The sequence below is a fragment of the Paenibacillus sp. 01T443 genome (genome assembly GCF_056398325.1).
Genome location: NZ_JBFTPE010000017.1, coordinates 85,708 through 105,872, shown reverse-complemented (window position 1 = coordinate 105,872; position 20,165 = coordinate 85,708). Strand labels below are relative to the sequence as shown.

At 48.8% G+C, this 20,165-nt stretch carries 15 protein-coding genes; 3 read left to right on the top strand and 12 right to left on the bottom strand.

Features of this window, described 5'->3' with window-relative positions; translation table 11 throughout:
- Positions 1-2: 2 nt before the first annotated feature.
- The 6 genes from AC1DLI_RS26065 to AC1DLI_RS26040 form a co-directional block, all read right to left on the bottom strand.
- Positions 3-725: a (Fe-S)-binding protein gene (locus AC1DLI_RS26065; RefSeq protein WP_364149485.1), complete on the bottom strand. Its 723-nt coding sequence runs from the start codon at positions 723-725 to the stop codon at positions 3-5.
- Positions 726-909: 184 nt separating this feature from the next.
- Positions 910-1,668, bottom strand: coding sequence for a DeoR/GlpR family DNA-binding transcription regulator (locus tag AC1DLI_RS26060; RefSeq protein ID WP_477607376.1), 759 nt, complete (start codon positions 1,666-1,668; stop codon positions 910-912).
- A gap of 37 nt (positions 1,669-1,705) precedes the next feature.
- Positions 1,706-3,175, bottom strand: coding sequence for a rhamnulokinase (locus tag AC1DLI_RS26055; RefSeq protein ID WP_477607375.1), 1,470 nt, complete (start codon positions 3,173-3,175; stop codon positions 1,706-1,708).
- Positions 3,172-4,392: an L-rhamnose isomerase gene (gene rhaI, locus AC1DLI_RS26050; RefSeq protein ID WP_477607374.1), complete on the bottom strand. Its 1,221-nt coding sequence runs from the start codon at positions 4,390-4,392 to the stop codon at positions 3,172-3,174. The genes AC1DLI_RS26055 and rhaI overlap by 4 nt, the downstream gene beginning before the upstream one ends.
- Before the next feature lie 27 nt (positions 4,393-4,419).
- Complete coding sequence (locus tag AC1DLI_RS26045) at positions 4,420-4,791, bottom strand: sensory rhodopsin transducer (RefSeq protein ID WP_477607373.1); 372 nt, start codon at positions 4,789-4,791, stop codon at positions 4,420-4,422.
- A gap of 15 nt (positions 4,792-4,806) precedes the next feature.
- Positions 4,807-6,876, bottom strand: coding sequence for a bifunctional aldolase/short-chain dehydrogenase (locus AC1DLI_RS26040; RefSeq protein ID WP_477607372.1), 2,070 nt, complete (start codon positions 6,874-6,876; stop codon positions 4,807-4,809).
- Between the two features lie 431 nt (positions 6,877-7,307).
- Between AC1DLI_RS26040 and AC1DLI_RS26035 the strand changes: the two genes are divergently transcribed.
- Positions 7,308-8,579 (top strand): MFS transporter, encoded by a 1,272-nt coding sequence (locus AC1DLI_RS26035; RefSeq protein ID WP_477607371.1) that lies wholly within the window; start codon positions 7,308-7,310, stop codon positions 8,577-8,579.
- A gap of 196 nt (positions 8,580-8,775) precedes the next feature.
- On the opposite strand, the gene AC1DLI_RS26030 is transcribed toward AC1DLI_RS26035, so the two are convergent.
- Positions 8,776-9,681, bottom strand: a complete 906-nt coding sequence (locus AC1DLI_RS26030; RefSeq protein WP_477607370.1) for an ArsR/SmtB family transcription factor — start codon at positions 9,679-9,681, stop codon at positions 8,776-8,778.
- Between the two features lie 186 nt (positions 9,682-9,867).
- Here AC1DLI_RS26030 and AC1DLI_RS26025 point away from each other — a divergent pair, with 186 nt between their 5' ends.
- The gene (locus tag AC1DLI_RS26025; protein ID WP_477607369.1) at positions 9,868-11,034 is read left to right on the top strand and encodes an iron-containing alcohol dehydrogenase; all 1,167 of its coding nucleotides are present in this window, start codon (positions 9,868-9,870) and stop codon (positions 11,032-11,034) included.
- Between the two features lie 17 nt (positions 11,035-11,051).
- Entirely contained in the window at positions 11,052-11,879 is an 828-nt protein-coding gene (locus AC1DLI_RS26020) for an aldo/keto reductase (protein ID WP_477607368.1), read from the top strand.
- Between the two features lie 122 nt (positions 11,880-12,001).
- Here AC1DLI_RS26020 and AC1DLI_RS26015 read toward each other — a convergent pair whose 3' ends face one another.
- The 5 genes from AC1DLI_RS26015 to AC1DLI_RS25995 all read right to left on the bottom strand — a co-directional run bounded on the left by AC1DLI_RS26015 (position 12,002) and on the right by AC1DLI_RS25995 (position 20,150).
- Entirely contained in the window at positions 12,002-12,553 is a 552-nt protein-coding gene (locus tag AC1DLI_RS26015; RefSeq protein ID WP_477607367.1) for a cob(I)yrinic acid a,c-diamide adenosyltransferase, read from the bottom strand.
- Positions 12,554-12,574: 21 nt separating this feature from the next.
- Positions 12,575-15,850: a fused isobutyryl-CoA mutase/GTPase IcmF gene (icmF, locus tag AC1DLI_RS26010; RefSeq protein WP_477607366.1), complete on the bottom strand. Its 3,276-nt coding sequence runs from the start codon at positions 15,848-15,850 to the stop codon at positions 12,575-12,577.
- 258 nt (positions 15,851-16,108) lie between these two features.
- Positions 16,109-17,548 (bottom strand): serine hydrolase domain-containing protein, encoded by a 1,440-nt coding sequence (locus AC1DLI_RS26005; protein WP_477607365.1) that lies wholly within the window; start codon positions 17,546-17,548, stop codon positions 16,109-16,111.
- A gap of 497 nt (positions 17,549-18,045) precedes the next feature.
- Positions 18,046-18,285, bottom strand: coding sequence for a cupin domain-containing protein (locus AC1DLI_RS26000; RefSeq protein ID WP_477607364.1), 240 nt, complete (start codon positions 18,283-18,285; stop codon positions 18,046-18,048).
- Between the two features lie 65 nt (positions 18,286-18,350).
- Positions 18,351-20,150 (bottom strand): oligopeptide ABC transporter substrate-binding protein, encoded by a 1,800-nt coding sequence (locus AC1DLI_RS25995; protein ID WP_477607399.1) that lies wholly within the window; start codon positions 20,148-20,150, stop codon positions 18,351-18,353.
- Positions 20,151-20,165 lie beyond the last annotated feature (15 nt).

The window sequence follows — 20,165 nt, the reverse complement described above, 5'->3', positions numbered from 1 at the left end:
GCTTATTTCACCCCTTCGTATAGAAGCTCTGCCAAATGCATGACGCGAACGGGCTCGTTGCGATAGCGCAGATTGCCGGCAATATTAAGCAAGCATGCCATATCCAGCCCTACTAATACCTCTGCTTCCGTCTCAAGAACGTGATCAACCTTCTCTGTCACCATTGCACCGGAGATATCGGCCATTTTGACCGCGAACGTTCCGCCAAAGCCGCAGCAATCCTCTGCGAAAGGCAGCGGTACAAGCTCCAGCCCTTTCACATTTTGAATGAGCGCGAGCGGTTCATCCTTTACGCCCAGAATCCTGCTTCCGTGGCAGGATGGATGATAGGTCACTTTATGCGGAAACGCCGCGCCTACATCCGTGACGCCCAGCACTTGTACCAAAAACTGAGTAAATTCAAATGATTTGCTCTGCAGCTTATTTGCGCGCTTCAGCATGACCGGATCATCTTCAAACAGCTTCGGATAATGATGAATCATTCCCGTACAGGAGCCGGATGGTGAAATAACAAAATCGCTGTCCTCAAAAGCATCCAAAATCGTTTTCGCGGATTCCCTCGCTTCCTTCCAATAGCCGCTGTTAAATGCAGGCTGCCCGCAGCAGGTTTGGACCGTAGGGAACTCCAATGAAACCCCATACTTCGCGAGCAAGCGCACCATCGCTTCACCGACCCTTGGATATAGCGCATCGCTCAAGCAAGTAATAAATAATGAGACCTTCACACCCGCACCCCTCTCGTAATTCTTACGCTTATTTTATCAGGTTGTCAGACAAGTTTGAATAAAAAAAATTACTAACTGATGTGCAACGTTTCCTATCGATTAGTTTGGATAAGCTTTTTATTGCGCTTAATGTGCCAACGGATAACGGCGCTGCGCTTCTGCTGAAGCCAGCGCCGTCTATGCTCTACACCGTTGTCACGGTAATTTGCATGTCACTAAGCTGGGTAAGCAGCTCGGGTGACAGGCGTCCGTCAGTAATGATTGTGTTGACATCGCTCAGATCAGCGACATGCGTAAACGCTTGAACGCCGAACTTGCTGGAGTCAGCGAGCAGAATCACCTGATCTGCCATACCGACCATTTTGTGCTTAATGCGTGCTTGGAGCTCATTCGACTCGCTGATGCCGCGCTCCAAATGAACGCCCTTGCACGAGAAGAAAGCCTTATCCACATGATACGCATCGAGGGAACGCTCTGCTAACGGACCGACATAGGACAAAGAACGCGAGGCTAAAATACCGCCAGTCGAGATCACTTCGATCTTTTCCTTGCTGCTCAGCTCCATCGCTACTTTAATCGAGTTGGTAAGCACCGTAAGCGGAATATCCGGCATGCTTGCCGCCATATACCACGCAGTCGTGCTAGCATCGAGCAGAATACGATCTTTGGGCTGAATCAGCTTAATCGCTTCCTCAGCAATCCTCTTCTTCTCGTCCGCTTGCGCAATCTCCCGCTCAAAATAAGGAATTTCCGGCTGCTGATCCTTCACGCTAACCGCACCGCCATGGGAGCGGCGCAAACGACCGGCTTGCTCCAAGCGGTCGAGATCACGCCGGATCGTTTCCTCGGTCACCTGACAAAGCTCGCTCAGCTCCGTCACCCGGATGCTGCCTCTCTCATTAACCAGCTGTACAATTTTGTCGTATCGTTCCTGGGCCAGCATAGCGTACCTCTTTCACACTTATATTTGAATTCGCCCGTTAAGCGATTCCTGTCTTGTCTTTAAATAATACGTAAGCCTGCTCCCAAGCTTCTTTTTGCTCAGGCTCGTAAACGTCAACCGGGAAGGACTCCCGAATCGCCTTGCGCGCTTCCCAGATATCCGCAAGCTCACCGCTGGCAATCCATTGTACGACCATGTTGCCGATCGCGCTTCCTTCGACAGGGCCTGCCCATACCGGCTTGCCGATTGCATTTGCCGTCCACTTGCACAGCAGCGTATTCTGAATGCCGCCGCCCACCATATGCAGATCGCCAAAGGTTTGGCCGGACAATTGCTCGGTTAGCTCAAGCACATTACGGTATTTCAATGCTAAGCTCTCCAAAATACAGCGAACAATCGCTCCTGCATCCGAAGGTGCCGTTTGCCCCGTACGTAAGCAATATTCCGTTATTCGAGCCGGCATATCGCCAGGATGAAGAAACAAAGGATCATCCGGATCGATGAATGCCGCGAACGGAGCCGCCTCATCAGCTAGCTTTACTAATTCGGGGAAGGTATACGTAATTCCTGCACGCTCCCACGACCGTCTGCATTCCTGCAAGATCCATAAGCCCATAATGTTCTTCAGCAGGCGATAAGTGCCGTAAACGCCGCCTTCGTTGGTGAAATTCAGCTGCTGGGCTTGCTCATTGATAACAGGAGCTTCAACCTCCGTACCCATTAACGACCAAGTGCCGCAGCTCAAGTACGCAAAAGACCGGTCTAGCGCAGGCACCGCCGCAACCGCTGATCCGGTATCATGCTCCGCCGCTGCATAGACAGGAATGGATTCAATACACAGCTCCTCGCAAAGAGAGGCTCGCAGGCTCCCAACCCTTGCGCCAGGCTGAACAACCTTGCCGAACAAGTCTGGCGATATGCCGATTGCGCGGATCAGATCTTCATCCCAGCTGCCCGTTACTGGATTATACAGCTGGGTTGTCGTCGCATTCGAGAACTCGTTGTACATTTCACCGGTTAGGAAATAGCGGAGTAAATCCGGAATCATTAGGAAATGTTTCGCATCTCTTAGCAAGGGCGAATCCGCCTTCTTCAAAGCTGCCAGCTGATAAATCGTATTGAAGGAAAGAAATTGAATGCCCGTCTTCTCGAAAATACCGGATGCCGTCAGCTCACCCACAACCTGCTCCATCACGCCGTCCGTGTGATGATCGCGGTAATGATAAGGATTGCCAAGCAGCTCGCCGTTGCTTCCGATCAAACCGAAATCGACTGCCCAGGAATCAATCGCGATGCTGTCCAGCTTAATCTCGCGATGCTTTACTTTAAGCAGCCCCTGCTTGAGCTCATGCAGCAGCCGTAAAATATCCCACTGCAGCCGATCTCCGACCTGAACCGGATCGTTAGGGAAACGGTGCAGCTCCTCAACCTCGATCTTGCCGTTATTCAGTCGGCCGAGCAGCGCTCTTCCGCTGCTCGCGCCGAGATCAAAAGCGAGAATCGTCACCAGCTGGCACCGCCCTTGCCTCTCACTAATATGTCTTTGCCGTAACTGCTGCTGAGATATGCTTTCATCGGATCAAGCGGCAAGCCCTGCTCTTCACGGATCGCGTGTAGCAGCGGCGTTACGTCAAATTCAAATGCGCGGCGAACGGCATCCTCTGCGCCGAGAACATCATTGCGCTCAGCGGCTTCATTTACTTCATCGTGGTTAATCAGAAGCGCCTTAGCGAATTGTGTTTGAACATTTAGTACGGAACGCAGCATTGCCGGAATTTTTTGTTCGATATTATGCGATTGGTCGATCATATAAGCGATATTCTCCACATTGCTGCGGATAGCAGCATCCGAGTCGTCTGCCGCGCTTAAAATTTGATAGAAAATTAAGAACAGCTCGTATGGATTAACGGAACCTACGATTAGATCATCATCCGCATATTTGCGGCTGTTGAAATGGAAACCGCCAAGGCGTTTCTCATCAATCAAATAAGCCACAATGTGCTCGATATTTGCCCCCGGCAGGTGATGGCCCGTATCCACCAGCACTTCAGCTTGCGGTCCAAGCTTTTGCGCGAGGTTATAAGCCATGCCCCAGTCCGCAAGATCTGTGTGGTAGAAAGCTGGCTCAAAGCATTTATATTCAATGAGCATCCGCATTTGCGGTGTCATTGCATTGTACATTTCAGTTAGTGCCTCTTGCATCCAAGCCTTGCGCTTACGGATATGCCCTTGGCCCGGGTAATTTGTTCCGTCAGCGAACCACAAGCTAATATCGCGTGAGCCTGTTTCCTTGGCAATGTCAACGCATTCGAGCAAATGGTCAGTCGCTTTCCGGCGTACGGCAGCATCCGAATTCGTTACGCTTCCGAGCATGTATTCCTCATCTTGGAACAAGTTCGGATTAACCGCCCCAATGGAAAGCCCGAGATTCTCAGCATGGCTTCTAAGCTTGCTGTAATCCTCAACTTTATCCCATGGGATATGAATAGCTACCGATGGAGCAAGACCTGTCAGGTTGTGCACCTGCGCTGCATCCTCGAACTTCTCGAACGGATTGCGGGGAACACCTTCTTTTTGAAACACCTTAAAGCGAGTACCGGAGTCCCCGTAGCCCCAAGATGGCGTCTCGATTTTGAGCGCTTTCAATCTTGCTTTCACATCATCTAAATTAATACCTCTCGCCTGCTGCTGCTCTTCGAAAAACGCGTATGCGCGGTCGGACATATCGAACACCCTTTCATGTTTGGTTAATTATTTCAAAGGATAAGCCATCGTAGACATCAACGTGTTTTCTGCCTGTGTAGAGTCTAGTCGGCTGTATTGTACAATGATCGGGATATCGCTCTGCACCTCGATGGCATAAGGAACGCCGATTGGAATCGACGCCCCCTCCTTCATCAATGAGCTCGTACGGATATGCTTTGTACGTCTGCCTTGAACGACAACCAAAATTTCTTCAATCGGCTCGCGGTCCTCAAAATAAATCGTAATACGGATAAGTGCTTCTTCCGAGGAACAGTTCAGTACGCAAATCGATTCATGGCTCGTGAGCGCGCCCGTGCTATCCGGCGGAATGAAACCGTCCGGAATGTACCAATTCTTTTCTCCCCGTGCTTGAAACATATCGCAGCACTCCTCCTAGCGAGTGAACGCAGCAGGTACGCCGCCGTCAATAGTCAGCATGCAGCCTGTCGTTTTATCTGCTTTAGAGGATGCGAAGAACGCAATGCCTTCCGCGATGTCGCGCGGATAAATATTCACAAGCAGCGTCGTGCGTTTGCGGTAGTATTCTTCCAGTTGATCCGGCTCAATACCATAAGCTGCGGCACGCTCATTGCGCCAGCTGCCGTTCCAGATCGCCGAGCCCTGCAAAATCGCATCCGGCAAAATCGTGTTCACGCGGATTCCGAATTCGCCGCCTTCTGCTGCGATGCAGCGTGCCAAGTGAGCCTCTAGCGCTTTTGCAGAGCTGTATGCGGATGCATTTTTACCTGCATATACCGAGTTTTTCGAGCCGATGAATACCATGTTGCCGCCGATGCTTTGCTGTTTCATCAATTTAAATGCTTCACGTGCCACCAAGAAATAACCTGTGCCCAGCACGTTCATGTTCAGGTTCCACTCTTTAAGGGAAGTCTCGTCAAACGGACTTGACGTCGCAAGGCCCGCATTGTTTACGATAATGTCCACACCGCCGTAAGCAAGCGCCGTTTCAGCATAAGCAGCCACTACCTGCTCTTCGCTTGTTACATCCATTTTCACGGCTGTCGCGCGGTGATCGCCGAATTTCTCGTTGATTTCAGCGGCAACCTTCTGCGCGCCTTCCAGGTTAAGGTCAGCAAGCACGACATGCGCGCCCTCAGATACTAAACGGCGTGCCGTTTCGCTGCCAATGCCGCCTGCGCCGCCGGTAATGAAGGCTACCTTGCGGGAGAATTCGGTTTCAGCGGGAGCAAGCGACAATTTGTAAAGCTCAAGCGGCCAGTATTCCACGTTGTATGATTCATTCTCGCTAAGCGAAACGAAATCTCCGAGCGCCGTTGCGCCGCGCATTACGGCAATCGCACGGTGATAAAGCGCGCCGCTGACTTGTGCCATAGCCCAGCTCTTACCTGTATTGATCATGCCGATACCCGGGATAAGAATAACACGGGGTGCAGCTTCAAACATAACGTCGCCTTCGTTCTTGTTGCGATCGAAATACGCTTTGTACTGCTCTTTGTAAGCAGCAATTCCCTCAGCCAATTTCACTTTCAAGCCTTCGATATCCTCTGCGTTCGGCATCCAGTCAATAAACAAAGGAACAACTTTCGTGTGTACGAGATGATCCGGACATGCAGCGCCAACCTGAGACAATTGCGGGGAATCTTGTCCACTTACGAATGCGAGCACATCCACCTCATCATCAAAGGTCAAAATCATTTTTTTCGCATCGCTGACTGCGCCGCGAATCGTTGGCATAACTTGTGCAGCAACGCTTCTGCGCACATCTGCTTCAAGCACCTCGTGCTTCACGCCGCCAAATAGGGACGCTTCGTCAAAGCGGGATTCAATGAAGGCTTCCGCTTCGGAAATGATTTTGATCGTTTGAGCGTAACATTCCTCGCTCGTTTCACCCCAAGTAACCAGTCCGTGCATCTCCATAAGCACAAGCTCTGCATTCGGATTAGCCAGAACGCCTTCCGCGATCATTTTCGATAGATTGAAGCCGGGACGAACATAAGGTACCCATACGAAGCGGTCGCCAAAAATTTCTTTCGCAAGCGCTTTGCCGTTATCTGCGCAGCACAAGCTAATAATAGAATCCGGATGCGTATGATCAACATGTTTGAATGGAAGAAAAGCATGCAGCAGCGTTTCAATAGATGCGCGCGGGTGCTTCGAATCGATCATGCAGTTGACAAGATAAGCAACCATCTCCTCGTCCGGCATTTCAGAGCGTTCGAATAACGGGCGGATATCATCCATGCGGAGACCTGTAAAGTTACCTGCTTTCATTGAAGCAAGGTCCGAGCCGCTGCCCTTCACGTACATCACTTCTACGTCGCGTCCGCGGARATCTTTCACGGTTGTTTTGCTTGAAGTGTTGCCTCCGCCGTAATTACAAACGCGGCGATCTGCGCCGATGATATTGGAGCGGTATACCAGCTCGGCTAATCCGCCTTCAAGCTGCGATGCTTTTTCGTTTTCCCATAAACTTTGTACCATGGATGTACCTCCGAATGTTGTTTTGTATTTGTTTGAATTGATAATATCATATTTGTTTTCTTTTGAATATACATTTTTCAAACACAAACAGAAACGATTTCGGAAGTAAATTGATCTCACAAAAATAAACAGACAAATAAAAAGATTTTCTCCTGCGGAAATATTGTAAACATAAAAAGAAACAAATGTACTGGAAAATATCCTTCTACTAGCCGCAATATGTACAAGCATCGATCCCATCGATTAAATTTCATAGACAACTTCTTTTTAATTTGAAGGAGATTGCTCATGCGAATAATGTTAGATGAAAATAAAGTGTTAGACTAAAAAATAAAGTTGTTAACAAAGAAAATAAAAATACAGACTGCCCGGAAGTCCACATATCCTATACAATAAAAGCATTCGGTTCATTCATTCAGGAGGCCAAGCTTATGAGGTCATTTTCGAAGGAAGAAAAAAGCTGGATGTGGTACGACTGGGGCCATTCCGCCTACTCCATCATCATTTCTACAGCCGTCTTCCCGCTCTTCTACAAAGCGGCGGCTGAGGATGCTGGCGTTAGCGCCGCGAATTCTACGGCTTACCTGGGATATGCGATTGCGATTTCGACGTTTATCCTCGCCCTATTAGGCCCGATCATGGGCACGATTGCCGATTACCAAGGGTTCAAAAAAACGTTTTTTGCCGGTTTCAGCTTGCTCGGTATCGTCGCCACCGCGCTGCTCACGTTTATTCCGAACGATAGTTGGGAGCTGCTGCTCGTCTGTTATATGTTCATCGCGATAGGCTCGGCGGGCTCCAATGTGTTCTACGACGCCTTCCTCGTGGACGTCACCGACGACGAACGGATGAACAAGGTGTCTGCCCGCGGATTTGCCTTCGGGTATATTGGGAGCACGATTCCTTTTATCATCAGCATTGCGATCATTCTTCTTGCCGGGCAAGAGGTTCTGCCCATCTCCGTCACGACGGCGAGCCAAATCGCGTTCTTCATTACGGCCCTCTGGTGGGGCGTCTTCACACTGCCCATGCTCCGCAACGTACATCAGAAGCATTACTTGAACCGCGAGCCCCGCATCATCGCGAACAGCTTCAAGCGCCTCTTCGAGACCTTAAAGCAAATCAAGCAGCATCGCGCGATTTTCCTGTTCTTGCTCGCTTATTTTTTCTACATCGACGGCGTCGGTACGATCATTACGATGTCCACCGCCTATGGAACCGATCTCGGCATAGAATCGACAGATCTGCTCATCATATTGTTCGTCACGCAAGTTGTCGCTGCTCCGTTCGCGATGTTGTACGGGCGTCTGGCGGATCGGTTCTCGGGAAAAATCATGCTATACGTCGGCATCTGCGTCTATATCATCGTATGTATCTACGCGTATTTCATGAAGTCGGCGTTCGACTTCTGGGTGCTTGCGATGCTGGTCGCCACCTCGCAAGGCGGCATCCAGGCGCTGAGCAGGGCTTACTTCGCGCGGATGGTGCCAAAAGAGAACGCAAACCGGTTTTTCGGGTTTTATAATATTTTCGACAAGTTCGCTTCGATTCTGGGCCCCCTTCTCGTCGGTTTAACCGCGCAGCTCACCGGCCACACGAGCATGGGCGTATTCAGTCTCGTCATCCTGTTCATCGTAGGTATCGTCATACTCATGCGAGTGCCGGAGCCGATGACCATGAATACGGTGGATAAACCTGGATGAAGCTGATCATTTTTTTTCATGAACATCAGTTAAGGACTAATCTCTTATATTGAAGTAACGGGGAACGAGAGCCTGGTAAAGATAAAAGGAGCAAGCGCCTTGGCAGCGATTGCTCCTTTTATTCAATCACGAATCGGTAACGCACATCACTACGTCGAATTTTCAACCACTAAGTATGGCAGGGTTATATAACAAATCACTGACAGCGCAGCGTCACTTCGATATCTTGGTTATAGTTGCCGAACCCTTTGCCGAACAAGGTAACGCCGCCGCAGTTTTTCGCAGTGGTGCTGCATGAAATTCGGAATAATATTTCTTTGTCGTAGGCCAGCATTAACTGTTCGATCGTAACATCAGACACCTGGATCCCGTCAATAAACGATCCCTGCCTGTTCACGCGAATCGTCTTGATTAAACCGTGCTGGATGTTTTTATGCCACCATTCGGGTGTATATAAGCCTCGTGTGCTGCCGAAATCTCCAGGATAGGTCCATACCCCAACCCCGACGCCGTTTATCGTAAAAGAAATGTCGGACGGCAAATGATTGACGCTGCAAGGCGTTTCTGAGCAAATCTCCAACGCAATTTCAAGCGATTCCGGCGTTTCATTATTTACCATATAATTAGGAATCCGATATTCGACAAAACCGGAACCGAACCACAGCACCTTGGCGTGCACATGCTCCGGATCGGCAAAATAACGAGGATCATCGCACATGCCGATCATTTGTGTATCCGACGCAAGTCCGCAGGTAGGCTTGATTTGATAGGACGAATAATGACCAACCGGGAGTGATACCTCATAACGTTTTGCTTCATCAATAACCGGCGAGCTTTTGAATAACAGCATCGTCTTCGTGAGCTGGAGATGGCAAATCTTCTGCATTCCGCGCTTGCCTGCCATGCTCTCGCAGCGAACAATGCCTGCTTCCTCCAACATATGAATATGCCTGGTTACTATAGGAGACTTTATGTCTAGCGCCTCAGACAAGCTTTTGATATTCATCGGTTGTACACCCAGCAGTTCGATCATTTTAACCCGTGTCAGCGATGAGAGGCATTCAAAAAACTTTATATTGCGACTGCTTACTTCGACTTCCATTCCGGCTTCCCCTTTATCTCTAGCTAATTGCCAATCATTATATAACTAAAAAGTTATCCTTTCAATGCTTATCTCCCGTTCAACTTGACAAGTTAATGCGATATCACTAAAATAAACGGCGTATACATAACTTTAAAGACATTTAGTTACCTATTTAGTTATCTAAATAATTTTGGGAGGTTCAGCATGAACTCATTTCAATTTGTAAACCCGACTCACATCGTTTTCGGTGAAGGCACTGCAGATCAAGTAGGCAAGCTTACTTCTAAATACGGAAAAACGGTCCTGCTCGTTTATGGCTCAGGAAGCGTTAAAAAAACTGGATTGTACGATAAAACCATCGGCCTCCTTCAAGAAGCCGGCATCACCGTGCACGAGCTTCCTAATATTGAACCAAACCCGCGCCTGACTACCGTGAATAAAGGAATAGACCTTTGCCGCGAGCATGGCGTTGATTTCATTCTCGCTGTCGGCGGCGGCAGTGTCATCGATGCTTCCAAGGCTATTGCCGCAGGCGTTCCATACGAAGGCGATGTTTGGGATTTCTTCACAGGCAAAGCTGTAATTGAGAAAGCGCTGCCGATCGGCACTATTTTGACGCTGGCTGCAACCGGCTCTGAAATGAACGGCTCCTCTGTCGTTACCAACTGGGAAGAGAACCTGAAGCGTGCTTTCGGCAGCTCTCATACCTATCCTAAGTTCTCCATTCTCGATCCGACGCTTACTTATACGGTGCCGCGCAATCACACCGTTAACGGAGCTGTCGACATTATGTCACATGTATTCGAGCAGTACTTTAGCTTAACGGAAAACACGCCTCTGCAGGAGCGCTTCTGTGAATCCATCCTGCAAACGGTCATTGAGAACGTGGAGATCGCTCTAGAAAACCCAGAGGATGCCGCTGCCCGGGCGAACCTTATGTGGTGCGGTACAATGGCATTAAACGGCGGTATGATCAGCGTCGGCATGGCCAATGACTGGGCTTCCCACGGCATTGAGCATGAAGTAAGCGCGATTTATGATATCCCGCACGGTGCTGGCCTCGCGGTTATTTTCCCGAATTGGATGAAATACGTCCATGAGGAGCGGATCGATCGTTTCGTGCAATATGCAACTCGCGTATGGGGCGTAAATCCGGAAGGAAAATCGGACAACGAAATTGCGCTTGAAGGCATTCAAGCAACACGGGACTTCTTCACGCGAATCGGAGCCGAGTCACGTCTTGCCGACTTCGAGATCGGAAGCGAAAAGCTGGATCGCATGGCTGAAGAAGCGGTTCGTTACGGCGCTATCGGTTCATTCAAACGTTTGGAAAAACAAGATGTTAAAGCCATTTTGGAATTGTCACTTTAATGGGAGGTTGTATATAAATGACCAAAGCACTTATTGAATCCACCACATTAAGCAACGGCGTTAAGATGCCTTGGCTAGGCCTTGGCGTATGGAAAGTAAAGGATGACGGCGAGGCAGAAAGAACGGTTGCCTCCGCAATTGAAGCTGGTTACAGAAGTATTGATACTGCAGCCGCTTATAACAATGAAACGGGCGTAGGCGCGGGAATTCGCAACAGCGGTATCGCGCGGGATGAAATATTTGTAACGACAAAGATTTGGAATGCCCATCAAGGGTATGAATCCACGCTGACGGCGTTTGAAGACAGCAGACGGAAGCTTGACATTGACGTTGTTGATCTACTGCTCATTCACTGGCCTGTCAAAGAAAAATACACGGAAACCTGGCGCGCACTTGAGAAGCTTTACCGTGACGGCTACGTACGGGCGATTGGAGTCAGCAATTTTCAGATTCATCATCTGCGGGATGTCATTATCTCCGGAGAGTTTGTACCGATGGTCAATCAAGTGGAATATCACCCGCTTCTTACACAAGCGGAGCTTCACCAATTTGCAAAAAGCAGCAATATCCAGCTGATGGCATGGAGCCCGCTTATGCAAGGAAACCTGGATCATAGCATTCTTGCAGAGATTGGCGCGAAATACGGCAAGTCACCTGCTCAGGTAGTGCTTCGCTGGGATCTCCAGAATGGAGTCGTTACGATTCCAAAATCGGTTAATCCCGTTCGCCAGAAGGAAAATGCGGATATTTTCGACTTTGAGCTGAATGCAGATGAGGTCGCTCAAATCAGCGCGCTTAACCGTGATCACCGCTTCGGTCCTGATCCGGACAACTTCAACTTTTAATCCGGTTACTACACATTAAAAACACGATAATTAATAAAAAGCGGCAATCTAAAACATTTGAAATGTTTTAGACTGCCGCTTTTATTTAACTATGCAATGCCCTTCCTCCGATTCAATTATTTCTATAAAGTATGCAATACGAGATCGGGATGTCCCGTCCGGTGATTGATATACCGGGCAGCCACGAACAGCAAATCGGATAAGCGGTTTAAATAAGGCAGGACAATCGGATTGATTTCCTCCTCCTGTTGAACCTCTACGGCCGTTCTTTCCGCACGCCGGACGATGGTTCTTGCTGCATGAAGCGAAGCAGCGCATACATGACCACCCGGTAAAATAAAATTGGCTAACGGGGGCAAATTTACCTCCATATCGTCAATTTGCTCCTCCAGATAACGAACATCCTCTTCCAAAATCGACCATGCGACCTTCTTGCCTCGAGGAGTTGCCAATTCTGCCCCCACATGAAACAGCTTTGTTTGAATAACATGAAAGAGCTGCCGGAAGGAAGCCCATTCTTGCTCCTGCCCCAGGTATGAAAGCGCCAAGCCGATCATCGAATTCGCTTCGTCGCATGTCCCGTAGGCATGGACCCGAGGGGAATGCTTCGACACCCGCTGCCCGTAAACTAGGCTGGTTTGGCCCTTGTCTCCCGATTTCGTGTAGATTTTCATACAATTCCTCCTCTTCTGAACTTACATATTCCGGCGGTATTGACCCCCTATTTCATATAAAGCGCTTGTGATCTGTCCAAGCGTGGCTGATTTTACGGCTTCCATTAACGCTTCGAACAAATTACCGTCCTCCAGGGCGACCTGTTTCAAGCGGTTAAGCGCATCGTCGCAATCGTCCTGATGCTGCAGTCGAAAGGCATTCAAATTATGGATTTGCCTCTGTTTTTCTTCTTCCGTCGAACGGGCTAGTTCAATATCGTAGCGATTCTCGTTTGGATCTGGATGAATAAACGTATTTACACCGATAATAGGCAGCTCGCCGGAGTGTTTCTTAAGCTCATAATTTAATGATTCCTCTTGAATTTTTCCCCGTTGATACTGGGTTTCCATCGCGCCAAGCACTCCTCCGCGATCGTGAATGCGCTGGAACTCCTCGAGCACGGCTGCCTCAACAAGGTCGGTCAGCTCATCAACGATAAAGGAGCCCTGGAGCGGATTTTCGTTCTTCGCCATTCCAAACTCCTTATTTATAATCATTTGAATCGCCATCGCCCGGCGTACGGAATCTTCCGTAGGCGTCGTGACCGCCTCATCATAAGCATTTGTATGCAAGGAATTGCAATTATCATAAATCGCAATCAGCGCCTGTAAGGTCGTACGGATATCGTTGAAGTCCATCTCCTGTGCGTGCAAGGAGCGGCCGGAGGTTTGGATATGATATTTCAGCTTTTGACTTCGTTCATTCCCCCCGTATTTATGCTTAATAACCGTAGACCATATTCGCCGGGCGACCCGCCCCATGACACTGTATTCAGGATCTAGTCCATTACTGAAAAAAAACGACAGGTTCGGGGCAAAATCATCAATCCGCATACCTCGGGATAAATAGTATTCGACGAAAGTGAATCCGTTCGCCAGCGTAAAGGCCAATTGCGTTATCGGGTTGGCTCCCGCTTCAGCAATATGATAGCCGCTGATACTGACCGAATAATAGTTGCGCACCTTATGATCGATAAAATACTGCTGAATGTCCCCCATCATCTTCAAGGCAAACTCGGTCGAAAAGATGCACGTATTCTGCCCTTGGTCCTCTTTGAGAATATCCGCTTGAACCGTGCCGCGCACCGTTTGAAGCGTTGCAGCCTTAATTGCCTCGAATTCGGCCTCATCCGGCTGCCGTCCGTTCTTCGCCTTGAACTTATCGACCTGCTGATGAACGGCCGTATTCATGAACATCGCCAAAATGACTGGCGCCGGACCATTGATGGTCATCGATACGCTGACGGAGGGATGGCACAGGTCAAAGCCGTCGTACAGCTTCTTCATGTCATCTAATGAACATACGCTCACGCCGCTATTACCTATTTTCCCGTAAATATCGGGGCGTTCGTCCGGGTCTTGCCCATATAAGGTTACGCTGTCGAAGGCGGTAGACAGCCGCTTGGCTTCGTCATTTTTGCAGAGGTAATGGAAGCGTCGGTTGGTCCGGTCCGGTGTTCCTTCCCCGGCGAACTGTCGTTTCGGATCCTCATCAGTCCGTTTGAATGGGAATACACCCGCTGTATAAGGGAAATAACCGGGCAAGTTCTCCTTAAGCAGCCATCGCAGGATTTCTCCTGCATCTTCGAACTTTGGCAAGCTGACCCGCGGAATCCTGCTGCCGGACAGTGATACGATATACAAGTCCGTCATCGTTTCCTTATTACGAACCTTCGTGACCAGCCGATCCTTTTTGTAGGCTTCGCGGATTTCATGCCACTCTTCCAACCGCTTTTTACAATCCGGATGCAGGCTGGTTTCGTAATATGCGAGCATTGCATCCAGTTTCTCCATGAATATTTCCGCCTCGGATTTAGAAAGAAGCTGTCCTCTGTCGGATTCAATCAGAAGCTTGGTTCCCCTCAAATGGTCCAGATTCCGGGCGACCGTGACCTGCTCTTCCGTAAATTTCTTATACTCACGAACGGTATGAACGATCTCGCCCAGGTAGCCTGTTCGCCCCTGCGGAATGATCCTATTTTTATTTGGCAATTTCGTAAGCATTGTATTTTGTTGCAACGACCAGCTTCCGCCTGTTTTCGCATTAACGATCTTCATAAGGTTGGCAAAGAGTACCGTGGTGGCCTGATCATTAAATTGGCTTGCGATCGTCCCGAACACCGGTAACTCCTCATCAGGCACATCAAACATTTGACGGCTGCGCTTGAATTGCTTGCCCACATCGCGAAGGGCGTCTTCGGATCCTCGGCGATCAAACTTATTGATGACGATTACATCTGCAAAGTCGATCATATCTATTTTTTCAAGTTGGGTAGCTGCACCAAATTCACTAGTCATGACGTACATAGCCACATCACACAGGTCTATGATGGCAGCACCGCCTTGGCCGATCCCGCTTGTTTCGATGATGACAAAATCGTAGCCAGCAAGCTTGACGATATTTATTGCGTCCTTCAAGGCCTCGCTTATCTCGGACTTAGATCCTCTTGTCGCCATGCTGCGCATATATACCCTGGGATTATGGATCGCATTCATCCGGATGCGGTCACCGAGCAGCGCTCCGCCAGATTTCATCTTGGACGGGTCAACAGAAATTACGGCAATCGAGCGGTCTGGGAATTGAGCGAGGTACCGGCGCACCAATTCGTCACTCAACGAGCTTTTCCCCGCACCTCCGGTTCCTGTAATTCCGAGTACCGGAACATCGGGGACGTCTGCATGCAATTTCTTCAGAACGGCTAATGCGGAATCGTCCAAGTCAGCCTTAGACACATGTTCTTCCGCTAGCGATATCAATTTGGCAATGGCTCCCCAGCTTCTATCCCTCAATGTCGTGAAATCCCGTTCCGCCTGCTTTGGTGTCGGATAGTCGCATTCCTTGATCATATGATTGATCATGCCCTGCAGCCCCATTTCACGCCCATCGTCAGGTGAAAATATCTTGGAAATCCCGTACTGAAGCAGTTCCGTGATTTCCGCAGGAACGATTACGCCGCCCCCGCCTGCGAAGATTTTGATGTGGCCAGCTCCCTCCTGTCGGAGCAAGTCAAACATGTACTTCAAATATTCGACATGACCACCCTGATAGGAGCTGATGGCAATTCCCTGCGCATCCTCCTGGATCGCTGAACTCACCACTTCATAAACAGAACGGTTATGACCCAGGTGAATGACCTCGACACCGGAAGCTTGAAGAATACGTCTCATAATGTTTATGGAAGCGTCATGACCATCGAATAAAGCGGCAGCCGTTACAAAGCGCACATGGCAGTTCGGGCGATAAACTTGTGATTGCATGGTTGATTCCGCCCTTCCATCGATTTTTATCCCGCTGATTCTTAAACCAGGTAGAAATGGAAATCCTTCTCCTCTTTAATACAATATTCGCTTTCTAGGCAGAGATACCGCATCATTCGAATGCATGCTGTCGTCGCTTTCATTATTGGATATCGTCGGGAATGGGTTAAAGTTCTTGACATCATCCCATGACAAGAACTTTGCCTCATAAAACAAAAAAGCCGCATAATATGCGGCTTTTAATCGGATATTCTTGTGCTATACCAACTCCGTGATCCGCCCTCGAATTTCAGCCAGATCGGGTAAAACGTTTGATTTGTGATTCAATATTATTTTATCCCCTTCAAACAGAATGCTGCTTGTTATGGCGAATGGCGTTTCGATAAACCTCATGGTCAGCTGAAGCGTATCCTCCTGCTGCCAGGTAAAGCTGGAAACCACGCGTTTATCTTCTTCCTGAAGCATCCGCGTGGTTCCCTCCACCCCTTCGCCCCGGCCGAGGGTAATCCTATATTCATGATCCGGCTTGCTCAGTACAACGACGGCTGCATTGTCTTCAAAGGAAATGGACAGGCTCTTCCAATGCTGATCATTGTCTTCGAGCTCATATTCCTTGCCTGAGACGGTTGCTTCCAGAGGCGAATCCAGCTGCAGCCTCGGAAATCTTATGATTAGACCCTCCAGCTCCGCCGCCAGCTTCGCATGCGAATCCTGATCCGGGGAAAGCGTCGACGGCTGCATTGCCGGGAGCAAGTAATCCCACACGGCATTCATGACACCCTGTAGATCATTAGTTCCGCTTGTCATAGCCAGCACCGCATCCTGCTCCGGCATCACGATACAATATTGACCAAACGCGCCATCACCGCGGTACGCTCCGTGCCGGCATCGCCAGAACTGGTAGCCATAGCCTTGGGCCCAATCACTGGCTCCGCCGTCGCCATTGGATATTTGACCGGAAGTTGCTTCCTCTACCCACTCCTCCGACAAAAGACGCTGCTCGTTCCACACGCCTTTCTGCAAATACAGCTGCCCAAACTTAGCGATATCCTCCGTGGTGACATTTAACCCCCAACCACCGACATTAATCMCCTGGGGACAGGATTCCCATGTCGCACCCACGATACCAAGCGGTTCAAACAAACGAGGCTGCAAATATTCCAGCAGCGTTTGGCCGGTCACCTTCTGAAGTATGGCTGAAAGCATATATGTAGCTCCACTGTTGTAGACAAAATGAGTACCGGGAGCATGCTCGACTGGCTCTTGGAGAAACGCCTTGGCCCAATTCCCGTCTACGCTCTGGTGCATATTGTTTGTTGTATCCTTATCATGGCCAGTGCCCATCATCAGCAAATGGCGGATGCGCATAGCCGATAAATTCGGCTCTATTTCATCTGGGGCATCATCCTGGAAGAAAGATATGACCGCATCGTCCAGCGACAGCTTCCCTTCCGAAGCGGCGAAACCGATGGCGGTTGAGGTAAAGCTTTTGCTTAGTGAGAACAGCATATGCGGGATATCTGATGCGTAAGGCTTCCACCACCCCTCTGCTACCACCTGTCCGTGTCTAAGCAGCATAAGACTATGCAGTTCCAAATGACGTTCTTGAACCGCATTTAAAAATTCAATTACGGCTGTAGAGGGAATCCCTTGTGCTTCCGGCTGACTTCTAGGTAAATGCAGATTTGACCGTTCCATCTTTTCATTCCTCCTTTATACTACTAACTTACTGCAACCGTGAAAGACTGGCAAGCATTTTTGTGAGCGCTCTCATAAACTATTAAACGAACCGTTTCACATGAATAACCTTCTGATGATGACCAGCTATTTTAACGCAGCCACATCCTAAGGATTTTCAATCATTTCCATTTTCCCAACTTACAAACGGCCATTTTTTCAAATCAAGCGTAAACGGCTGTCGCCGTCCTCTGTGGCAAAAGCAGTCGTTTCGCGGAGATATATAAGCACATTTATATGTGAAAACATATAAATTCTTATATATAAACAAAGGCCCTGCCTCAAGGGGCAGGGCCTTTGTTTATTCATCTTTTCTGAATATTAGGAAATTCTCCTATTCGAAGCTTGGCGCTGCCATAAGGAACTAGCACAAGGCTCCTGCTCCTCCTGCTCCCTCGTGTCCGCCCGCAGCAGCGGGGAATCGGCATTATTGCCATCCATCCGCCAATTACGCGATATTAATCTACTACGATCCTATCACCTTTACTATTCGGTTGAGAAACTACCAGAAATTCAACTTCTTCGTTCGACTTATTAAACATTTGATATGGTATCAGATGTAAAACTTCGATTCCCTCATTTCGATGTAAAACAACCTCTTTATCACCTATTTCCAAAGTTGCTGTTCCTGATAACACAAAGAAAAATAGTCGGGCATTTTGATGATAATGCTTATCTTCCGAAGTATTTCTAGCCATAAGAAAGGGCCCGACCACTTCTGGCCGGGCCCTTCTTAAATGCTTTAGACGAGCATATTAGCTCTTTACTTCGCTACAAACGGTTTATCCTGCGATACGGCAATCTGATATGGATACAGATTCGTTCCATCGCCAATCGCAAAATTAAGTATCCGTTTGTTAACCGGAACGATCACGGCACGGTACAAGGTTGGGAAGACCGGAATATCCTTGACCATTAGCTGCTGCCATTCCTTGTAAATTCCTTGACGCACCTTCACATCAAAGGCTTCTGCTGACACGCCTGCTTTAAGCAGCCGATCCTGTTCTTCGCTGGCATACCGCGAGAAGTTATAGATGGCATCTCGTCCATACAAGCCGGCTGGGTCAACGTCAATGCCTACGCCCCATGCGCCTTGATAAACATCAACTTTAGGATCATCTTCGCCATTAGATCCGACGCGGTCATAGAAAGTATTGAATTCCAACATTTCCAGCTGCACATTTAATCCGATCGCTTGCCAGGACTGAACGTAGTACTGAGCAAGCGGCTGAGCGATATCCCCGCCGGTCATGGATATAAAATTAATGACTAATTCACTACCGTCCGGGTTGGTACGGTATTTTCCGTCTAGCTTATATCCCGCGTCATCCAAAATTTTCTTCGCTAGCTCCGGATCATAAGCAAGCCCTGGATTCGTAGAATCATGGTACTCCGGATGAGACGGCGGGATCAGTGTCGTCGCGTTCCAGCGCAAGCCGTGATAGAATTTTTTGCCGACTTGATCATTATCGACTGCATGCGCCATCGCTTTCCGCAAATTCACGTCGCCCATTTTTGCTTTTTCATCAGGAGCTACCTTTTTAGCCGTTGCATCCCATTTCCCTAGTTTAAAGCCGATGTACGTATAGGCACGGTCAATCGCGCCTAAGTATTCAACGTTCGACATCTTCGCGTTATCCGGGTATTGATCAACTGGAAATGAATCTACTAGATCAACTCCCCCGCTTTCCAGCTGCTGAACGATGGTCGTTGGATTGATAACCTTCAGAATAACCTCATCCAAGGCAGGCTCTCCCCGCCAGTAATCCGGATTTTTCTCATAGACGACCGATTCTCCTGGAACGATGCTTTTCACTTTAAAAGCTCCGAAGCCGATCGGCTTCTCGCGTACCTCTGGTGAGGAAGAAATTTTTGCCACATCCATATTGCCGAAAATATGCTTTGCTAACGGATAAGACCACACCCCGCCAGTCAACAAGGATGGCGTCGATTCAATGTACGTAATTTTCAACCTTTTATCGCTAAGCACTTCTATGCCAGAGATGGTTTTCGCTTTACCGTCATGGTATTCATTCATCCCTACAATATTAGTGAAACTCGAGTCATAACGCGGGCCGTCATATTTTGGATTTCCAATAACCTCATGGGCAAACAGCCAATCCTCAGCAGTCACAGGCTTGCCATCCTGCCAGTTGACATTATCACGGATCGTAAACGTAAACGTTTTTCCGTCCTCCGACACCTCATACGTTGCAGCACCATCGTTTGTATATACATAGTTTTTATCCCAAGCCAGCAGCCCTTCATCAAACCAGCCTAGCACCTGAGCATCCGGGTCGCCAGAATAAAAGTTGAAGTTCAGTGTTCCTTCAAATGGAGTATCCGATACAAGACCGAAGGTGATCGAGCCTCCCTTAATCGCTTCGCCTTCATTCTTCTTCACATTACTAAAATCATCAATGGAATAGAGGCCATCTTCTACGGCAGGCTTCTCGCTCTCGGTTGGAGCCGGCTTATCTCCTCCATCAGTCGGAGACGGATTGACCGCTTCGTTCCCATTGCCTGATGTACATGCTGCAAGAAAGACGAGCAGAGCCAGCATGAACGGTAAGATTAG

Excerpts from the sequence above, each read along its gene's own strand:
- AC1DLI_RS26045 (WP_477607373.1), bottom strand. The coding sequence starts at position 4,791 with ATGTTTCAAGCACGGGGAGAAAAGAATTGGTACATTCCGGACGGTTTC.
- AC1DLI_RS25995 (WP_477607399.1), bottom strand. The coding sequence starts at position 20,150 with ATGCTGGCTCTGCTCGTCTTTCTTGCAGCATGTACATCAGGCAATGGG.
- AC1DLI_RS26035 (WP_477607371.1), top strand. The coding sequence starts at position 7,308 with ATGAGGTCATTTTCGAAGGAAGAAAAAAGCTGGATGTGGTACGACTGG.
- icmF (WP_477607366.1), bottom strand. The coding sequence starts at position 15,850 with ATGCAATCACAAGTTTATCGCCCGAACTGCCATGTGCGCTTTGTAACG.
- AC1DLI_RS26000 (WP_477607364.1), bottom strand. The coding sequence starts at position 18,285 with ATGGCTAGAAATACTTCGGAAGATAAGCATTATCATCAAAATGCCCGA.
- AC1DLI_RS26025 (WP_477607369.1), top strand. The coding sequence starts at position 9,868 with ATGAACTCATTTCAATTTGTAAACCCGACTCACATCGTTTTCGGTGAA.
- rhaI (WP_477607374.1), bottom strand. The coding sequence starts at position 4,392 with ATGTCCGACCGCGCATACGCGTTTTTCGAAGAGCAGCAGCAGGCGAGA.
- AC1DLI_RS26015 (WP_477607367.1), bottom strand. The coding sequence starts at position 12,553 with ATGAAAATCTACACGAAATCGGGAGACAAGGGCCAAACCAGCCTAGTT.
- AC1DLI_RS26020 (WP_477607368.1), top strand. The coding sequence starts at position 11,052 with ATGACCAAAGCACTTATTGAATCCACCACATTAAGCAACGGCGTTAAG.
- AC1DLI_RS26030 (WP_477607370.1), bottom strand. The coding sequence starts at position 9,681 with ATGGAAGTCGAAGTAAGCAGTCGCAATATAAAGTTTTTTGAATGCCTC.
- AC1DLI_RS26060 (WP_477607376.1), bottom strand. The coding sequence starts at position 1,668 with ATGCTGGCCCAGGAACGATACGACAAAATTGTACAGCTGGTTAATGAG.